The organism is Pseudomonas sp. B7(2017), assembly GCF_002112745.1.
Taxonomy (GTDB): domain Bacteria; phylum Pseudomonadota; class Gammaproteobacteria; order Pseudomonadales; family Pseudomonadaceae; genus Aquipseudomonas; species Aquipseudomonas ekonensis.
In genome coordinates, this window is the sequence record NZ_NEIP01000004.1 from 1 (window position 1) to 18,728 (window position 18,728).

The 18,728-nt window shown below is 65.2% G+C and carries 6 protein-coding genes; 5 read left to right on the forward strand and 1 reads right to left on the reverse strand.

Annotated elements, in window-relative coordinates; genetic code table 11:
* Together CAG29_RS09060 and CAG29_RS09065 are read left to right on the forward strand one after the other, a co-directional pair.
* A partial coding sequence (locus CAG29_RS09060) for a DUF6124 family protein (RefSeq protein ID WP_256575737.1) occupies positions 1–208 on the forward strand: 208 nt, incomplete at its 5' end.
* 266 nt (positions 209–474) lie between these two features.
* On the forward strand, positions 475–4,443 hold the full coding sequence (locus CAG29_RS09065) for an Ig-like domain-containing protein (protein ID WP_085694290.1): 3,969 nt from the start codon (positions 475–477) through the stop codon (positions 4,441–4,443).
* 91 nt (positions 4,444–4,534) lie between these two features.
* Here the strand turns inward: CAG29_RS09065 and CAG29_RS09070 are convergent, their stop codons facing one another.
* Positions 4,535–13,204 carry a retention module-containing protein gene (locus CAG29_RS09070; RefSeq protein WP_085694292.1) on the reverse strand — a complete coding sequence of 2,890 codons (8,670 nt, stop codon included), beginning with the start codon at positions 13,202–13,204 and terminating at the stop codon, positions 4,535–4,537.
* 536 nt (positions 13,205–13,740) lie between these two features.
* Between CAG29_RS09070 and CAG29_RS09075 the strand changes: the two genes are divergently transcribed.
* The 3 genes from CAG29_RS09075 (at position 13,741) to CAG29_RS09085 (ending at position 18,714) form a co-directional block, all read left to right on the forward strand.
* Positions 13,741–15,099, forward strand: coding sequence for a TolC family outer membrane protein (locus CAG29_RS09075; RefSeq protein WP_085584948.1), 1,359 nt, complete (start codon positions 13,741–13,743; stop codon positions 15,097–15,099).
* Positions 15,100–15,182: 83 nt separating this feature from the next.
* Complete coding sequence (locus tag CAG29_RS09080; protein WP_085641276.1) at positions 15,183–17,342, forward strand: type I secretion system permease/ATPase; 2,160 nt, start codon at positions 15,183–15,185, stop codon at positions 17,340–17,342.
* A 10-nt stretch (positions 17,343–17,352) separates the two neighbouring features.
* On the forward strand, positions 17,353–18,714 hold the full coding sequence (locus CAG29_RS09085; RefSeq protein WP_085584952.1) for an HlyD family type I secretion periplasmic adaptor subunit: 1,362 nt from the start codon (positions 17,353–17,355) through the stop codon (positions 18,712–18,714).
* Positions 18,715–18,728: the final 14 nt, after the last annotated feature.

Genomic DNA, 18,728 nt, shown 5'->3' on the forward strand with positions numbered 1-18,728 from the left:
CGCCCCCGCCGCCGACAACGAGGAACTGCTGGCCGACGCCTGCGAGACCCTGACCTCGGCCAAGGTCATGGCCAACAACTTTGCGGGGCTGCTGGACGGCCAGCACCGGCATACCGCGCAAGGCATCGCGCAGCTGATCATGCTCGGCGAGCTGGCGGTGAACCGGGTGCTGGACAGCCTGGAGCTGAAGGCCGACGCGGTCCTCTGAGCAGATACAAGACCCTGTGGGAGCCAGCCTGCTGGCGATGGCGGCGTGTCAGCCAGCATCACATTCGACTGACCCACCGCCATCACCAGCAGGCTGGCTCCCACAGGATTGGTGGTGGACTTAAAGCAGCCTCGTGCACATAGCCGGTCATCGGAAATCACCCTCCCCCTGTCAGATCTGACAGTGGTCAAACACCCCTGCGCAGTCCCTAATTCCGGTCAACGACCCGCCTGCACATCCATGCCCACCTCGGCAAGGAGCTGACCATGACCGCCTTGCGTTCCTACTTGCCCGCCCCGCTCACCCTCGTCGGCAGCGCGCCCGGTTTCGGCGTGCTGGCCCTGCAGCCGTTGTTCATCGCCGGCATGACCCGGCCGATCACGGACGGCGACGGCGGCATCAGCATTGCGGTGGTCAGCGACCATGAGCAAGGGGTGATGTTCGTCATCGACCCGTGGATCTCCATGGCCGAAGGCGACACCGTGGATGTCTTCCTTGACCAGAGCGTGGTCTATCACCAGGTGGTGACGGCGAACGACGTCAATCAGCGGCTGTTCTTCTTCGTCGCGGCCGCCCGCTTCGTGCCGGGCTGGATCGAGGAGTGCTATTTCCTGCTGCACCGCGCAGGGGAAGCGGCACCGGACGATCCCTCCGTGCCGCTGCGCTTGCGGGTCAAGCTCGACCGCCCGGCCGGCATCGACAAAGAGCCGCACAAGCCCGGCCACTCGGAGCTCAAGATTGTGCAACTGCCCCAGGAGGTGATCGAGCAAGGCGTCGATGCCGAGTGGGCCGCCAAGGGCGTGCCGATGACGATCCAGCGCTACCCCAACATCGCGTTGCGCGACACGATCCAAGTGAAGTGGGGCAGCGTGTTCCTGGCACCGCTGGTGCTGATGCAGGCCCACGTCGACGGCACCTTTCCCATCGTGGTGCGCGCCGAGCAGGCCGACATCCTTGCCGGCGGCGACAGCTCCGCCCTGCTGATCGCGTATGAGGTGTACGACGAGGTCTGGAACTATTCGGAAAAGTGGTCGCTCACCACCACCGTCGACGTCGAGGCCGGTGCCTCGCGCCTGGAAGCGCCGATCATCAGGGAATCGTTCAATGGCGTCATCGACCTCAAACAGCTCAACCAGCAGCCCGTCACCGTGCAGATCCACGTCCGCACCGAAGACTTCGCCGTCGGCGACACGGTGACGATGACCTGGACCGGCACACCGCTGAGCGGCAAACCGCTGGTTCACACGCAGTCGACGGTCATCGCCAACGTGCCGAGCATTCTCGAACTGCGGGTTCCCTACGAAGAGGTGCGGGCACTGGTCAACGGCTCGGTGGATGTGTTCTACATGCTGACCAAGAAGGACGGCCAACCGCCGCTGGCCTCCAAGCACACCTTCGCCAACGTGATCGGCGATGTGTACGCCCACCCTGCCCCAGTGGTGCGCGAAGCGGTGGGCGATGTCCTTGAGCCGGGCGTGAACCACGCCACCGTCGACATCCATTACCCCGGCATGGCGGACGGCGACACTGTCGAGCTGATCTGGGAAGGCACCCTGGCCAACGGCGCGCCCTATGTGCACACGGAGCAGTACGACATCAGCCGCAACGACGCCGTGGCGAAACGTGTCACGCTGTATGTCATGAGCGAGCACATCGGCTTGCTGGTCAATGGCCGCCTGGATCTCTGGTACCGGGTGACCAACGACACCGCAGCCTACGGCACGAGCGAGTCCGAACACCTGCTGCTGAAAGTGCAGGCGATTCCGGCGACCTTGCCGGCGCCAGACGTGCCCGAGGCCATCGAGGGCGTTCTCGACCCGGCCAGGGTGTACGAAAAGGTGACGGTGCGGGTCGGCTACACCGGCACGGTGAAGGACGACATCCTGACCTACTACTGGACCGCCGTGAGCGCCGACATCAGCACCAGCGACTGGCTGCCCATCACCACCGTGTCGGCCGGCAAGCCGGTGAACTTCCGGGTGGACGCCCGCTTCGTCACGCCCAGCATCGGCGAGTACGTGAAGATCCGCTACACCCTCAAGCATGCGGCCACCGGGCTGCTGAGCTATTCGGCCACGTATGAGCTGCTGATCGGGCAGTTGGTCGGGGAGCTGCCGCCGCCCGACGTGATCCAGGCCGACGGCGACAGCCTCGACCCGATGAAGGCGCTGGGCGGGGTGGATGTGGCGGTGGCGTACGCCAACATGGATCCGGCGCTCGACACCATCGCCCTGAAGTGGCGCGGCACACCCGGCGCCGGTACGTCGGAGGACCTGGAACTGCCGGCCGACGCCAGCGGCCGGGTGCAGTTCCATCTGCCGGCGTCGGTGGTGGGGCCCAACATCGGCCGGCCGGTGGCGGTGACCTATGACGTCAAGCGCTACAACTTCTGGACCACCTCGGAGCTGCTGACGCTCAACGTGCTGCGGTTCCAGTCACCGGAAACCGAGCTGCCGCGCCCGGAGGTGCCGCAAGCGGTCAATCAGGTGCTGGATCTGATGGAATTTGCCGGCGATCCGGATGTACAAGTCAAGGTCTGGCCTTACATCGCGCTTGAGCAACGTTTGTGGCTGCGCCTGGAAGGCAAGGCGCTGGACGGCAGTGATTACCGCATTGTGTTGCTGGACGGTGCGCTCATCACCGCCGGACAAGTCAGCGCCGGTCTGAAGGAAACCCTGCCCCGTTCCGAGCTGCTGAAACTGGATCACGCTTCATCGGCGTCGGTCGTGTGCAAGGTGACGTTCGACGGCGACGTGCAGGAGCACACCGCCATTGAGTTTCCCCGGCTGAACCTGACGATCCGCACCCGCTACGACTACCTGACGCCGGCGATCACCCGGGTCACCGACCAATGGGGCACGGTGGCGAACGGCGGCGTGACCTACAACGACCAGGTCACCGTGACGGGCACGGCGACCCGTGGGCAGAAAGTGGAGATTCTCGACGGGGCCAACTCCTACGGCTCTGCGGACGTCGCCCCGGGCGGCACCGGTTCGGAAGGTGTCTGGAGCAAGGTGCTGAACAACCTGACGGTCAAGGCCTATCACCTCACCGCCCGGGCGCTGTATGACGCCAACCCGGTGACCAGCCCGCCGTGGGCGTTCACGGTGGCCGTCGCCAACAAACCGGTGATTTCCAACGTCACCGATTCCCTTGGCAGCGTCGCCAACGGCGCCACCACCTATGACCGGACCGTTACCGTCAGGGGCACGGCCAGCCCGAGCCAGAAGGTGCGGCTGCTCGACGGCACGCAGGCGCTGGGCGAACCGCTTGCCAACGCTCAGGGCGACTGGAGCCACGTCGTCAACGGGTTGACCGCCAAGGCGTACAGCCTGACCGCCCTGGCGCTGTACGGCGACAGCCCGGTGTCCGCGCCGCCGCGCACGTTCGTGGTGGCCGAGCACGTTGCCCCGACGCTCACCTCGGTGAGGGATTCGAACGGTGAAGTGCCGAATGGCGGGCGGACGACCCGAACGACCGTGACCCTGCAAGGCAGCGTCACCCCCAATCACGAAGTGCAGATCCACGACAACAATGTGCCCAATCACACGGTGCGGGCCGTGGGAAATATCTGGAGCACCACGCTGAATGTGGCCTTGGGCGCGCACTCGATCACGGCCAAGGCCGTCAGCACCGGGCAGGTGTCCAATGCGCGGAGCTTTACCGTGGTATCGCCGTTGAACTTCAACACCAGTCCGGTGACGTTGAGCGGAAAGTGCTACATCCTGCCGCAATACCCCCAAATATTGCCGGCGTTTGGCGGGGGAACATCCGTGCACTATCAGGCTTCCGGCGGCCTACCGCCCTATACCTACAGTTCCAGCAACCCATCAGTGGCGGTCGTTGACTCAACCGGATATGTGACGGTCAGGGGCCGTGGCCAGGCCAGCATTACGGTACGCGACACAAGCAACCAGTCCTTGAGTTACACGGTGTCGGTTTCCGGGGTCATTCATTGCATCCTCGTCGGAAGGGGGAGATGGGGCGAAATGGAACAAGCGGCGAGCAATGCGGGAACCCGACTGCCCAACCTTGGAGAACTGCGGGAATTGAGTTCGATTTTTGGCCGCAGATGGCCTGGAGACGCGTATTACAGCGGTTGCTGGTCGACAGACAATAGCAATGCCTTTTGGCCGCTGGGTGGCAAGCACGTGCTGTCCATCATCACGGGTGAGCAATGGTCGGTCGGAACCTATCCCTATGCAGGAGGAGCCAATGGCGTAGGCCTCAAATGACGACAGTCCCCTGAGGAATAGTCGACAGACACAGTCGGAAACCCGCTGACCCAGGCATTCGGGAAAGCGGGTTTGCCGTTTCAACTTCCGCTTACACCGTATCCACCTTCAACGAATGATCATTCAGCATCCCGTTGATGATCGTCGCCGTGTCCGCCCCGCCCGCGATCACCCCGCCCGCCCCCGGCGTCACGCCGTAGTGGCTGGCCAGGTTGACGCCGGCCAAGTCGATGGTCTGGTTCGGCGTGGCGCCGGCCATGGCGCTCACATCGATGGTGGTCACCACCGACGCGCCGCTGCCGGTGACGGTGAAGTGCAGGTAGTCGTCCAGAGACGCCGCCGTGCCGTTCTCCCCTTGCAGCAGTTGCGACAGGTCGAGCTTGTCGGTGCCGGGGGTGAAGTCGGTGACGGTGTCGTGGCCGCTGTTGCCCTTGAGCCACTGGAAGGTGTCGGCCCCCGGTCCCCCGGTGAGGGTGTTGTTGCCCATCCCGCCGATCAGCAGGTCGTCGCCGCCCCCGCCGTTGAGGATGTCGTTGCCCAGGCCGCCGTTGATGACGTTGCTGTTGCTGTCGCCGGTGAGGGTGTCGTTGAAGTTCGAACCCACGAGGTTTTCGATGCCGGTCAGGGTGTCCGTCCCGGCGCCCACGGTGTTCTGCGCACCGAGCAGGCTTAGGTTGACCGTCACCCCGGCGGTGGCGTGGGCGTAGCTGGCGGTGTCGATGCCGCTGCCGCCGTCGAGCAGGTCGTTGCCGGGCCCGCTGTAGAGCAAGTCGTTGCCGGCGCCGCCGTGCAGTTCGTTGTTGCCGGAACCTGCGGTGAGCACGTCGTTGCCGTCGCCGCCGTTGAGGATGTTGTCGCCGCTGCCGGCCACCAGCACGTCATCGCCCGAAGTGCCGGTGAGGGTGTGGCCGTCCTGGTAGCTGATGGTCACGTTGGCCGTGTCGTTGCCGCCGTGGTTGTCGTTGGCGGTGTAGGTGCCGTGGTAGTCCGGGGTGGTGTTCTGGGCCCCGGCGTAGTTCACGGTCATGGTCAGCTGGTAGTTCTCCGCCGCGTTGGCGTTGCCGCCGCTGGTGTTGGTGATGTTGGTCAGGTGGATCTGATAGGTGCCGTCGGCGCCGGCGGTGATCGTGCCGCCGTCGGCGATGCTGACGAACGCCCCGCCGTTGAGCGAGTACTCCATGGTGATGTGCCCGGCCGCCAGGTTGTGGTCCAGGTTGAGGGTCTCGCCCTGTTTCAGCTTGATGGTGATCAGGTCCTCGTCGTTGGCGTTGGCGTTGGTCACTGCGCCCAGGTAACCGCTGACCACCAGCACGGCGGTCATGGTCGCGGCGTTGGCGGCGAACGAATTGCGCACGTCGGCCAGGCTCTGGTTGGCGGCGGTGTTGCTGGTGCCGGAGAAGTTGATGGCGCCTGAGCCGGTGAAGTCCGCGCCCTTGGCCACCCAGCCGGTGTTGAAGCTGGTGGGCGAGGCGTTGAGGGTGTCGCCGTCCGGGTCGCTGTCGTTGGCCAGCAGCAGTTCCCCCGGCACCACGATGTTGCCCGACAGCACGTTGGTGATGATGTGGTCGTCCACCGCCACCGGCGGCGAGTTGGGGATCACTTTGACCGTCAGCGTCGAGCTGGCGAGGTCGCCGTCGTTGTCGCTGACGGTGAAGCCGATGTTCTCGGTGATGACCGTGGTGGTGGTCTTCTGCGAGGTGTAGCTGTAGTCGCCGGAGTCGAGGTTGATCACCAGGGTGCCGCTGTTGTTGGTGGCGATGCTCAGGGTGTTGTTGACCGTGTTGAAGGTGCCGTGGTTGGTGCCGCCGCTGAAGGTCAGCGAACCCTGGCCGCTGTTGGCTTTGGGGTCGTAGGTGTAGGTGGTGCCGTCCACCACGATGGATTTGATGAAGCCGCCGTCGGCGCCGAACGTACCGCCCTCGCCCAGCAGGGAACCGGTGACCGGCGCCCCCTGCACGGTGCCCGACAGCACCGAGTTGAGCTGGTTGAGGTCGGTGACCACCACCGCGTTGGTGTCGGTGTGGCTGATGCCGTCGTAGGCCAGCGGATCGAGGTTGGCGTTGCTCACGCCGTTGCCCAGGCCGATGGCGTAGTTCTTGATGTTGTTGGCGTCGAGGAAGGCCTTTAGCGCGGCCTCGTCGGCGGTGCCGATCTCCTGGCCGGTGGTGGGTTTGCCGTCGGAGAAGAAGTAGCCGACGTTCTGCGCCCCGGTGAGTTTGCCCGAGGTGTTGAACGCCGTCTGCAGCATGGCCACGGCGGCGTCGTAGTTGGTGCCGCCGCCGGCGCTGAGGCCGGCCAGGATCGTCTTGGCAGTGGCCACGTCGACCCACACCGAGGTGCGGTCGGTGGCGCTGCTGCTGAAGGTGACGAGCTGCACTTTCACATCGCCCAGGTCGTCGTACTTGTCGAGCAAGGCGCTGATCGCCTGCTTGGCCAGGTCCAGCCGCGACAGGCCCGGCACGCCGGAGGCGTCAGCCATGCTGCCGGAGATGTCGAGCACGATGAGGATGTTGGAGTCGATCTCCACCGCCGCCACCGAGCGGTCGGATGCCACGGCCTTGGGCACGTCGTCGACGATGTTGACCACGATGGTGCTGGTGGTGGAGTTGCCCAGGGCGTCGGTGGCCTTGTAGGTGAAGCTTTCGCTCAGCACGTTCGGCCCGTCGTTGGCGTTGGGCGTGGTCTTCGGCGCCGACGTCAGGGTGTAGGTGTAGGTGCCGTCGGCGTTGAGCAGGATCTGCCCGTAGGTGCCGGTGCCGCTGCCGACCAGGGTGTAAGTGATCGCCCCGCTGCCGCCGGTGACCGAGCCGACCAGGGTGCCGGACATGGTTTCGCCGGTGTTGCCGGGCTCGCTGCCGGTGACCGTGCCGGCGGCCAGGTCTTGGCCGTCCTTGGTCAGGTCGAGGGCTTTTTCGTAGACGGTCACATCCTGGTCGACCGACGCCTTGAGGTTGGAATCGGCGACGTTGATGGTGATCGTGGTGGTGCTCTCGTCGCCGTCGGTGTCGCGGATGGTGTAGGTGAAGGTGTCGGTGGCGCCGGGCGGGCTCACCGAGTTCGGGTTGCTGTGGTAGACCGCGTTGCCGGCGGCGTCCAGGGTCAGGTAGCCGTAGGTGCCGTTGATGTTGCTGTTGAGGCCGCCGATGGCCGAGGTCGACGTGTTGCCGCCGGCCCGCACGCCCACCACGGTGGCCGCGCCGTCGGCGCCGCTGACGTCGTTGCCCAGCACGCTGACGTTGACCGTGCCGCCCTCCGCCACCGAGCCGGTGTCGGGTTTGGCGGTGGGCAGGTCATCGATGATGTTGACATTGATCTGCCCGCTCGCGGTGCTGCCGTCGCCGTCGGTGGCCACCACGTTGAAGTTCTCGGTGAGGCTGTTGGCGCCGTTGGCGGTCGGGTGGGTTTCGTTGTCCACCAGGGTGTAGCTGTAGCTCACGACGCCGGTCGCGGCGTTGAAGCCGGTGATGGTCAACGTGCTGCCCAGCGGCGTGGTGACCGATTGCGGGAAGCCTGCGGCCACGCCGTTGGTGACCACGGCGATGCCGCCCACGGTCAGGGTTTGCAGACCATCCGGGGCCGTCACGGTGAAGGTGCCGCTTTGGGTCAACGCGGAGGCATTGGGGCTGCTGCCGTCGCTGAGGTTCTTCTCGTAGACGGTCAGTTCGCCGCCGTTGACGTCGAGGCCGTTGAGGGTCACCGGATCGTCGTTGTTGTGTATGTTCAGCACGAGATTCGCGGTGCTGGTGTCGCCGTCCGAGTCGGTGATGGTGTAGGTGAAGGTTTCGGTGCCGTTGCCGCCGCCATGCAGGTTCTTGAAGTCCGGATCGTTGGTGTTGAGGGTGTAGGTGTAGGTGCCGTTGGCGTTCAGCACCAAGGTGCCGTAAGTGCCGGTGAAGGTGCCGGCCGTGATCGGGCCGGCGTTGGGGCCGGTCGGTACGCGGTCGGCGCCCTGCACGTCGTTGGTCAGGACGTTGCCGGTGAGCGTGAGGTTGGTTTCCGATGCGGTGCCGGCGTTGGAGTCGTTAACGCCCTTTGGCAGGTCGTCGATGATGTTCACATCGAGGGTTGCGTTGGCCGTGGTGCCGTTGTCGTCCACCACGGTGACGGCGAACTGCTCAGGCAGGTTGTTCGCGCCGTTGGCGTTGGGGTGCGCCTCGTTGTCCACCAGGGTGTAGCTGTAGCTCACAACACCGGTCGCGGCGTTGAACCCGGTGATGGTCAGCGTGCTGCCCAGCGGCGTGGTGACCGATTGCGGGAAGCCTGCGGCCACGCCGTTGGTGACCACGGCGATGCCGCCGACGGTCAGCGTGGTGACGCCGTCCAGTGCGGTGATGGTGAACGTGCCGCTTTGGGTCAGGGCCGCCGAGTCAGGCGCGCTGCCATCGCTGAGGTTTTTCTCGTAGACGGTGAGTTCGCCACCGTTCACGTCCAGGCCGGAGATGATGACCGGGTTGTCGTTGTTGTGGATCTGAAGCACGAGATTGGCGGTGCTGGTATCACCGTCCGAGTCGGTGATGGTGTAGGTGAAGGTTTCGGTGCCGTTGCCGCCGCCGTGCAGGTTCTTGAAGTCGGCGTCGTTGGTGTTGAGGGTGTAGGTGTAGGTGCCGTTGGCATTGAGCACCAAGGTGCCGTAAGTGCCGGTGAAGGTGCCGGCGGTGATCGGGCCGGCGTTGGGGCCGGTCGGTATGCGGTCGGCGCCCTGCACGTCGTTGGTCAGGACGTTGCCGGTCAGCGTGAGGTTGGTTTCCGACGCGGTGCTGGCGTTGGTGTCGTTCACGCCCTTCGGCAGGTCGTCGATGATGTTGACGTCCAACGTACCGTTGGCCGTCGTGCCGTTGTCATCCACCACAGTCACGGCGAACTGCTCGGGCAGGTTGTTGGCGCCGTTGGCGTTCGGGTGGGCTTCGTTGTCCACCAAGGTGTAGCTGTAGCTCACGACACCGGTCGCAGCATTGAACCCCGTGATGGTCAGCGTGCTGCCCAATGGGGTCACTACGGATTGCGGGAAGCCAGCCGCCACGCCGTTGGTGACCACGGCGATGCCGCCCACGGTCAGGGTGGTAACGCCGTCCAGTGCGGTGATGGTGAACGTGCCGCTCTGGGTCAGGGCCGCCGAGTCCGGTGCGCTGCCGTCGCTGAGGTTCTTCTCGTAGACGGTCAGCTCACCGCCGTTCACGTCCAGGCCGCTGATGGTCACCGGATCGTCGTTGTTGTGGATGTTCAACACCAGGTTGGCGGTGCTGGTATCACCGTCCGAGTCGGTGATGGTGTAGGTGAACGTTTCCGTGCCGTTGCCGCCGCCGTGCAGGTTCTTGAAGTCGGCGTCGTTGGTGTTGAGGGTGTAGGTGTAGGTGCCGTTGGCATTGAGCACCAAGGTGCCGTAAGTCCCGGTGAAAGTACCTGCCGTGATCGGGCCGGCGTTGGGGCCGGTCGGTATGCGGTCGGCGCCTTGCACGTCGTTGGTCAGGACGTTGCCGGTGAGCGTGAGGTTGGTTTCCGATGCGGTGCCGGCGTTGGAGTCGTTAACGCCCTTCGGCAGGTCGTCGATGATGTTCACATCGAGGGTTGCGTTGGCCGTGGTGCCGTTGTCGTCCACCACAGTCACGGCGAACTGTTCAGGCAGGTTGTTGGCGCCATTGGCGGTCGGGTGCGCCTCGTTGTCGACCAAGGTGTAGCTGTAGCTCACGACGCCGGTCGCGGCGTTGAACCCGGTGATGGTCAGCGTGCTGCCCAGTGTGGTCACTACGGACTGAGGGAAGCCAGCCGCCACGCCGTTGGTGACCACGGCGATGCCGCCCACGGTCAGGGTGGTGACGCCATCCAAAGCGGTGATGGTGAACGTGCCGCTCTGGGTCAGGGCCGCCGAGTCCGGTGCGCTGCCGGCGCTGAGGTTTTTCTCGTAGACGGTCAGCTCACCGCCGTTCACGTCCAGGCCGCTTATGGTCACCGGATCGTCGTTGTTGTGGATGTTCAGCACGAGATTCGCGGTGCTGGTGTCGCCGTCCGAGTCGGTGATGGTGTAGGTGAACGTTTCCGTTCCGTTGCCGCCGCCGTGCAGGTTCTTGAAGTCGGCGTCGTTGGTGTTGAGGGTGTAGGTGTACGTGCCGTTGGCGTTCAGCACCAAGGTGCCGTAAGTCCCGGTGAAAGTCCCTGCGGTGATCGGCCCGGTGCTTTCCCCGACCGGAACCCGGTCGGCTCCCTGCACGTCGTTGGTCAGGACGTTGCCGGTCAGCGTGAGGTTGGTTTCCGAGGCGGTCGACGCGTTGCTGTCATCCACCCCCTTCGGCAGGTCGTCGATGATGTTGACGTCCAACGTACCGTTGGCCGTCGTGCCGTTGTCGTCCACCACCGTGACGGCGAACTGCTCAGGCAGGTTGTTGGCGCCATTGGCGTTCGGGTGGGCTTCGTTGTCGACCAGGGTGTAGCTGTAGCTGACCACGCCGGTGGCCGCGTTGAATCCGGTGATGGTCAGCGTGCTGCCCAATGGGGTCACTACGGACTGAGGGAACCCTGCCGCCACGCCGTTGGTGACCACGGCGATGCCGCCCACGGTCAGGGTGGTGACGCCATCCAAAGCGGTGATGGTGAACGTGCCGCTCTGGGTCAGGGCCGCCGAGTCCGGTGCGCTGCCGGCGCTGAGGTTTTTCTCGTAGACGGTCAGCTCACCGCCGTTCACGTCCAGGCCGCTTATGGTCACCGGATCGTCGTTGTTGTGGATGTTCAGCACCAAGTTGGCGGTGCTGGTGTCGCCGTCCGAGTCGGTGATGGTGTAGGTGAACGTTTCCGTGCCGTTGCCGCCGCCGTGCAAGGCCTTGAAGTCGGCATCGGTGGTGTTGAGGGTGTAGGTGTACGTGCCGTTGGCGTTCAGCACCAACGTGCCGTAAGTCCCGACGAAAGTCCCTGCGGTGATCGGCCCGGTGCTTTCCCCGACCGGAACCCGGTCGGCGCCCTGCACGTCGTTGGTCAGCACGTTGCCCGTCAACGTCAGATTGGTTTCCGAGGCGGTCGACGCGTTGCTGTCATCCACCCCCTTCGGCAGGTCGTCGATGATGTTGACGTCCAACGTACCGTTGGCCGTCGTGCCGTTGTCGTCCACCACCGTGACGGCGAACTGCTCAGGCAGGTTGTTGGCGCCATTGGCGTTGGGATGCGCCTCGTTGTCGACCAGGGTGTAGCTGTAGCTCACGACGCCGGTCGCGGCGTTGAAGCCAGTGATGGTCAAGGTGCTGCCCAGCGGTGTGGTGACCGATTGCGGGAAGCCGGCGGCCACGCCGTTGGTGACCACGGCAATGCCGCCCACGGTCAGGGTGGTGACGCCGTCCAAAGCGGTGACGGTGAACGTGCCGCTCTGGGTGAGCGCCGCCGAATCAGGCGCGCTGCCAAGGGACAGGTTCTTCTCGAACACCGTCACTTCGCCCCCTTCGACGTTCAATCCGCCGATGACGACGGGATCGTCATTGTTGTGGACCTGCAGCACCAGGTTCGCCGTGCTGGTGTCGCCATCGGCGTCCCGCAGGGTGTAGGTGAAGGTCTCGGTGCCGCTGCCGCCGCCGTGCAGGTTCTTGAAGTCGGCGTCGCTGGTGTTGAGCGTGTAGGTGTAGGTGCCGTTGGCGTTGAGCACCAAGGTGCCGTAGGTGCCGACGAACGTGCCGCTCACCACCGGCCCGCTGTCGGGGCCGACGGGGATGCGGTCGGCGCCCTGAACATCGTTGGGCAGCACATTGCCGGTCAGGGTGAGGGTGGTTTCCGAGGCGGTCGAGGCATTGCTGTCGTCCACGGCCTTGGGCACGTCGTCGGTGATGTTGACGTCCAGCGAGCCGGTCGAGGTGTCGCCGTTGCTGTCCCCGGCCACCACGGTGAAGTGTTCGCCGAGGCTGTTGGCACCGTCGCCCGATGCATGGGTCTCGCTGCCGTTGAGGGTGTAGCTGTAGGTCACGGTGCCCGTCGCCGGGTTGTAGCCGATGACGGTCAAGGTGTTGCCCAGCGGCGTGGTGACCGACTGCGGGAAACCTGCGGCCACGCCACCGACGATCACGTTGATGCCGCCGATGCTCAGGCTGGTCAGGCCGTCGGGAGCGGAGACCGTGAAGCTGCCGGTCTGGGTCAGCGCCCCCGGATTGGCGGCGGAGCCGTCAGGCAGGTTGGCTTCGTTGACGGTCAGTTCGCCCCCCGGCACGTCGAGGCCGCTGAGGGTGACGGGATTGTTGACCGGCGGCACGACCGGCGCCGGGGTGTTGTCGCCGTTGTCGATCACGGCGTTGTGGCGCTCTTCGGGAAACTCGGGAATGCCGCCGAACCCGGCGGTGGGGAAACCGATGATCGGATCGACCCGCCCGCCCACTTCGGTCAGCAGCACGAAACTGTGGCCGCCGCCCAGCTCGCCGGGCGCACCGCCGGTCGCACCGGGGCCGGCCGCGGTGGCTTCGGCGGATTTCGTCGGGTCTTCGCCGGCGGCGATGGCTTTCTGGATCTGCTCGACGTCGGTCAGCTGCGCTTCGCTGGGGGTCAGCGCTTCCGGGGTGTCGACGTGGGTGGCCTGGTGGGCCAGCAGTTGGCCGGTCATGGTCAGGCTGCTGTCGCGGCCCAGCGTCAGTTCCTGGCCGTTCTGCAGGTGCACCGCCACGGCGCCTTCAGCCCCCGTGACCAGCTGATCGCCGGCGTAGAGCCGGTCGCCTTCGACCAAGGCTCGACGGCTGCCGTCGCCCCCCACCGCAAAAACCTGACCCACGACCTTAGTGACGATCCCGATGAGCGTTGCCATGTGCATTTCCTCCGCTGCCGACCACCGTCGGCGCTGGTTCGCGAAGCAGCCCATGGCTCAAGCGGGTTGCCGGGGCGACGCTCTCGCACCTCGGCAGTTCGTTTCGCAGGTCGCGCAGGACCGGGAAATGTCAGTGCCCTCAAGCACTTGTGATCCCTGATCACTGCAGCACGCCCACTAGCGCTACGTAACGGTGGTGAATCACCCGAGTGACAAAAAACTGTCGCCCATTGACCGCTACGCGTCCCTCCCCTTTAGCAGTACTTCGCCGTATGTCGCAAAGTGAGTGGAACTTTCCTCAAGCCTTTCTGTGCTCCCTAAAGCTCATAAAACAAAGGCTTTCGAGAGGAACAATGTGCCGGTTTCGGCCAAGCGCATAAGTTTTTTTCGGCATAACCCATATGAAAAATTTTTCTTAGCTACGCTTCAGGATGTTCTTAGCTCTGTTGTTAAAGAGATGAAACGCTTTTTACAACAAAAATCGTCAATAAATTGGCGACAGTGAAACACCATCAGGACTCAGGGAGATGTAAACCATGCGCGTATTGACCCCCCTCTGCAGTGCGGTTTTGCTGGCCATGGCTTGCACTTCCCAGGCTCAGGCCATGAACCTCACCGAAGCCATCCAGAGCACCATCGCCACCCACCCGGAACTGGCCTCGCGCGTGGACGCCCGCCTGTCCGCGGATGAGCAGGTGAAGGTCGCCAAGGGCGGCTTCTACCCGTCGGTGGACCTGAACGCCGCCTACGGGCGCGGCTACAGCGACAACACCAATACCCGGGCCTTCGGCAACCACCACACCGAAATCCTCAACTACACCCAGTCCGAACTGCGCCTGCGGCAGATGCTGTTCGACGGCTTCAACACCGCCAACGAGGTCGAGCGCACCAAGGGCGTGTCCAACTCCCGCGCCTACTATGCGCAAGGCACCGCCCAGGACCTGGCCCTGCGCACCATCGAGGTCTACCTCGAAGTGCTCAAGCGCCGCGAACTGGTGACCCTGGCCAAGAACAACCTGCAGGCGCACCTGCGGGTCAACGACCAGATCGGCCTGCGCACCGAACGCGGCGTGGGCAGCACCGCCGACTCCGACCAGTCGGTGGCCCGTAAGGCGCTGGCGCAGAACAACCTCGACACCGCCGAGGTGGACCTGGCCGACGCCGAGTCGAACTTCTACAGCGTGGTCGGGCGCATGCCCGACGAGCTGGAGGCCCCGCCCTCGACCCGCGGCGAGATGCCCGCCGACCTGCGCGAGGCCCAGCAGAGCATGGTCGAGAACAACCCTTACCTGAAATCCGCCCAGGCCGACGTGCAATCGGCCGAGAGCCAGTACGAAGTCGCCAAGTCGCCGTTCTACCCGCGCTTCGATGCCGAAGCCGCCGTGGGCGCGAACAACAACGTGCAGGGCGACGAAGGCCACGACAACGAATGGCGCGTGGGCGTGGTGATGAACTACAACCTGTTCCGCGGCGGCAGCGACAAGGCTCGCCTGGCGTCCGACGCGCACCAGATCAACCAGGCGATGGACATCCGCAACAACGCCCTGCGCCAGCTCAACGAGAACATCCACCTGGCGTGGAACGCGATGGTCAACGCCAAGAAGCAGACCCCGACCGCCCGCGAATACGCCGAGACCACCAAGCGCGTGCGCGCCGCCTACCAGGACCAGTTCGGCCTCGGCCAGCGCACCCTGCTCGACTTGCTCGACAGCGAAAACGAGCTGTACAACGCCAACCGCCGCTACACCGAGATCCGCTACACCGAAGAGTTCTCGATGTACCGGGTGCTGGCGAACATGGGCCAGTTGCTGAGCAAGCAACGGGTGGTGCTGCCCGCCGACGCAATCGCCGCCACGGAAGTGAAGAACGAGGCGCGTCTGCCCGAACTGAAGTAGCTCGTCTGAAGTGATTCGCTGCGGCGAGGGCGCTTGCTCCCTCGCCGCAGGTCATCGGCCCTTCATCAAGGGGAGCGATCGGTATGACCAGCATGGAACCCGGCAACACCGGGATCGATCCGCGGCTGAGTTTCGACGACCCGTTGCTCGACGGACTGTTGATCCTCTGCAAACTCCACGGCGCCATCGTCAGCCGCGCCAGCCTGAGCGCCGGCCTGCCCCTGGACAAGCAACGCCTGAGCCTGGACCTGCTGCCCCGCGCAGCGGCACGGGCCGGTCTGCAGGCGCGCCTGCTGCGCCGTGAGCTGAAGGACATTTCCCCGCTCAACCTGCCGGTGCTGCTGCTGTTGAACAACGGCCGCACCGCCGTGCTGCGGCGCCTGGCCGACGACGGCAAGGCGCTGATCCTGCCCAGCGAGGCCGACGGCGGCGAGCAGTGGGTCAGCCACGAAGAGCTCGCCGGGCACTACAGCGGCCAGGCCCTCTTCGCCCGGCCGCGCCATGAGCTGGAAGACCTGCGCTCGCCGCTGGTGCCGCGGGTGCAGGCGTGGTTTCGCGACACCCTGAAGCTGTCGAAATGGCTGTACAGCGACGCGATCCTCGCCAGTTTCCTGATCAACCTGCTGGGCCTGATGGTGCCGCTGTTCGTCATGCAGACCTACGACCGCGTAGTGCCGAACCAGGCCACCTCGACCCTGTGGGTGCTGGCCATCGGTCTTTTGATCGGCACCGGCTTCGAACTGGTGCTGAGGGTTGTGCGCGCGCACCTGCTGGACACCGCCGGCAAGAAGACCGACGTGATCCTGTCCGCGACCCTGTTCGAGCGCATCACCGGCATGGCGATGAAGGCCAGGCCCGCGACCATCGGCGGGTTCGCCCAGAGCATCCACGACTTCCAGGGCCTGCGCGAATTCCTCACCGCCGTCACCCTGACCAGCCTGATCGACCTGCCCTTCGTGGTGCTGATGCTGGCGGTGATCGGCCTGCTCGGCGGCTGGCTGGTGGTGATTCCGCTGGCGGCGTTCCCGGTCACCATCGTGTTCGCCCTGGTGATCCAGGCCCGCCTGCGCGACACCGTGCAGAAGAGCCTGAGCCTGGGCGCCGAGCGCCAGGCGCTGCTGATCGAGACCCTCGGCGGCCTGGAGACCCTCAAGGCGTGCAGCGCCGAAAGCGAGCGCCAGCACAAGTGGGAAAGCACCCACGGCGCCCTCACCCGCCTCGACAGCCATGCGCGCAACCTCTCGGCGCTGGCGACCAACGGCACGCTGTTCATCCAGCAGTTCTCGGGGATGGCGACGATCGTCGCCGGGGTCTACAGCATCATCGCCGGCAACCTGAGCGTCGGCGCGCTGGTGGCCAGCTACATGCTCGGCAGCCGTGTGCTCGCGCCGCTGGGGCAGATCGCCGGGCTGATCACCCGCTACCAGCAAGCGCAGCTGACCATGAAAAGCACCGACGCCCTGATGGCCCTGCCCCAGGAGCGCGACGGCAAGCAGCGGCCCCTGGAGCGCACGCAACTGCAAGGCGCGCTGGACGTCAACGGCGTGACCTTCCATTACAACGGCCAGAACGCCCCGGCCCTGAACCACATCAGTTTCAGCCTCAAGCCCGGCGAACGGATCGGCATCATCGGCCGCAGCGGCTCGGGCAAGAGCACCCTGGCACGGCTGGTGATGGGCTTCTACGAGCCCGGCGAAGGCCAGCTCCTGCTCGACGGCCTGGACCTGCGCCAACTGGACGTGGCCGACCTGCGCCAACAGGTCGGTTACGTCGCCCATGACCTGCCGCTGCTGGCCGGCAGCCTGCGCGACAACCTGACCCTCGGCGCCCGCTACGTCAGCGATGCCCGGATGCTCGAAGTGGCCGAACTGACCGGCGTCACCGAACTGGCCCGCCAGCACCCGCAAGGCTTCGACCGGCCGGTGGGCGAGCGCGGGCAACTGCTCTCCGGCGGCCAACGCCAGGCGGTGCTGCTGGCCCGGGCGCTGCTGCTGGATCCGCCGATCATGCTGCTGGACGAACCCACCAGCGCCATGGACAACAGCAGCGAAGACGCCCTGCGCCAGAAGCTCCACGAACAGGTGCAAGGCAAGACCCTGCTGCTGGTCACTCACCGCACCTCGATGCTGAGCCTGGTGGACCGGTTGCTGGTGCTGGACAACGGCCGGATCGTCGCCGACGGTCCGAAGGAAGCGGTCATCGATGCGCTGCGCAAGGGCCGGGTCGGCTCGGCCGCGGTCTAGGAGTTGCCCCATGTCTGCTTCTTCGTCTTCAAAACAGCGCGGCTACTTCGACAGCTTCGGCAAAAGCGCCGAGGCCGAGTTCATGCCGGAAACCGCCGGCGCCTCGCTGCAGGATTCGCCCAGGGCCTCGCGCATCACCGTGTGGCTGGCGGCGGCGCTGCTGATCAGCGCGCTGGTGTGGGCCAGGTTCGCGGTGCTCCAGGAAGTGACCATGGGCGAAGGCAAGGCGATCCCGTCGAGCAAGGTGCAGGTGATCCAGAACCTGGAGGGCGGCATCGTCACGGAAATCTTCGTGCGCGAAGGCCAGATGGTGAACAAGGGCGACACCCTGCTGCGCCTGGACGACACCCGGTTCCTGTCGAACAAGGGCGAAAGCGAGGCCGACCGCTATGCGCTGATGGCCCAGGTCGAGCGGCTGTCGGCGGAGGCCGAGGGCCGGCCGTTCACGGTGTCCGCCGAAGTCAGCGGCAAGGCCCCGCAGGTGGCCGAGGACGAACGCTCGCTGTACGAACAACGGCAGCGGCGACTGGCCAGCGAACAGCGCACTCTCAGCGAGCAACTGCGGCAGAAGACCCAGGAACTGGCCGAGTTCCGCTCCAAGCAAGGGCAGTTCAGCTCAAGCCTGGCGCTGGTCAATCAGGAGATGAACATGTCCGAACCGCTGGTCAAGACCGGCGCGGTCTCCCCGGTGGAGATCCTGCGGCTCAAGCGCAGCGCGGTGGAGATCCGCGGCTCGCTCAACGCCACCACCCTGGCGATCCCCCGGGCCGAATCGGCCATCGCCGAGATCCGCAGCAAGATCGACGAATCGGAGCAGACCTTCCGCTCCGAAGCGGCCAAGGAGCTCAACGAGAAACGCACCGACCTGTCGAAGATCACCGCGTCGAGCATCGCCATCGACGACCGCGTCAGCCGCACCACCGTGACCTCGCCGGTGCACGGGGTGATCAAGCAACTGAAGGTCAACACCATCGGCGGCGTGGTGCAGCCAGGCAGCGACATGGTGGAGATCGTGCCGCTGGAGGACAACCTGCTGATCGAGGCCAAGGTGCGTCCGCAGGACGTGGCGTTCCTGCATCCGGGCCAGAAAGCCATGGTCAAGTTCAGCGCCTACGACTACACGATCTACGGCGGGCTCAGCGCCAAGCTGGAACTGATCGGCGCCGACACCATCACCGACGACAAGGGCAACAGCTTCTACCTGATCCAGGTGCGCACCGACAAAAACCATTTGGGCGGGGACGTGAAGCCACTGCTGATCATTCCGGGGATGGTGGCGACGGTGGACATCATCACCGGCGAGAAAACCGTGCTGGACTACCTGCTCAAGCCGGTGCTCAAAGCCCGGACCGAGGCGATGCGCGAACGCTAGTGATTATCCGGAAT

Bases quoted from the DNA above. Each gene is read 5' to 3' on its own strand.
- CAG29_RS09075 (WP_085584948.1), top strand. From the start codon at position 13,741: ATGCGCGTATTGACCCCCCTCTGCAGTGCGGTTTTGCTGGCCATGGCT.
- CAG29_RS09065 (WP_085694290.1), top strand. From the start codon at position 475: ATGACCGCCTTGCGTTCCTACTTGCCCGCCCCGCTCACCCTCGTCGGC.
- CAG29_RS09070 (WP_085694292.1), bottom strand. From the start codon at position 13,204: ATGGCAACGCTCATCGGGATCGTCACTAAGGTCGTGGGTCAGGTTTTT.
- CAG29_RS09085 (WP_085584952.1), top strand. From the start codon at position 17,353: ATGTCTGCTTCTTCGTCTTCAAAACAGCGCGGCTACTTCGACAGCTTC.
- CAG29_RS09080 (WP_085641276.1), top strand. From the start codon at position 15,183: ATGACCAGCATGGAACCCGGCAACACCGGGATCGATCCGCGGCTGAGT.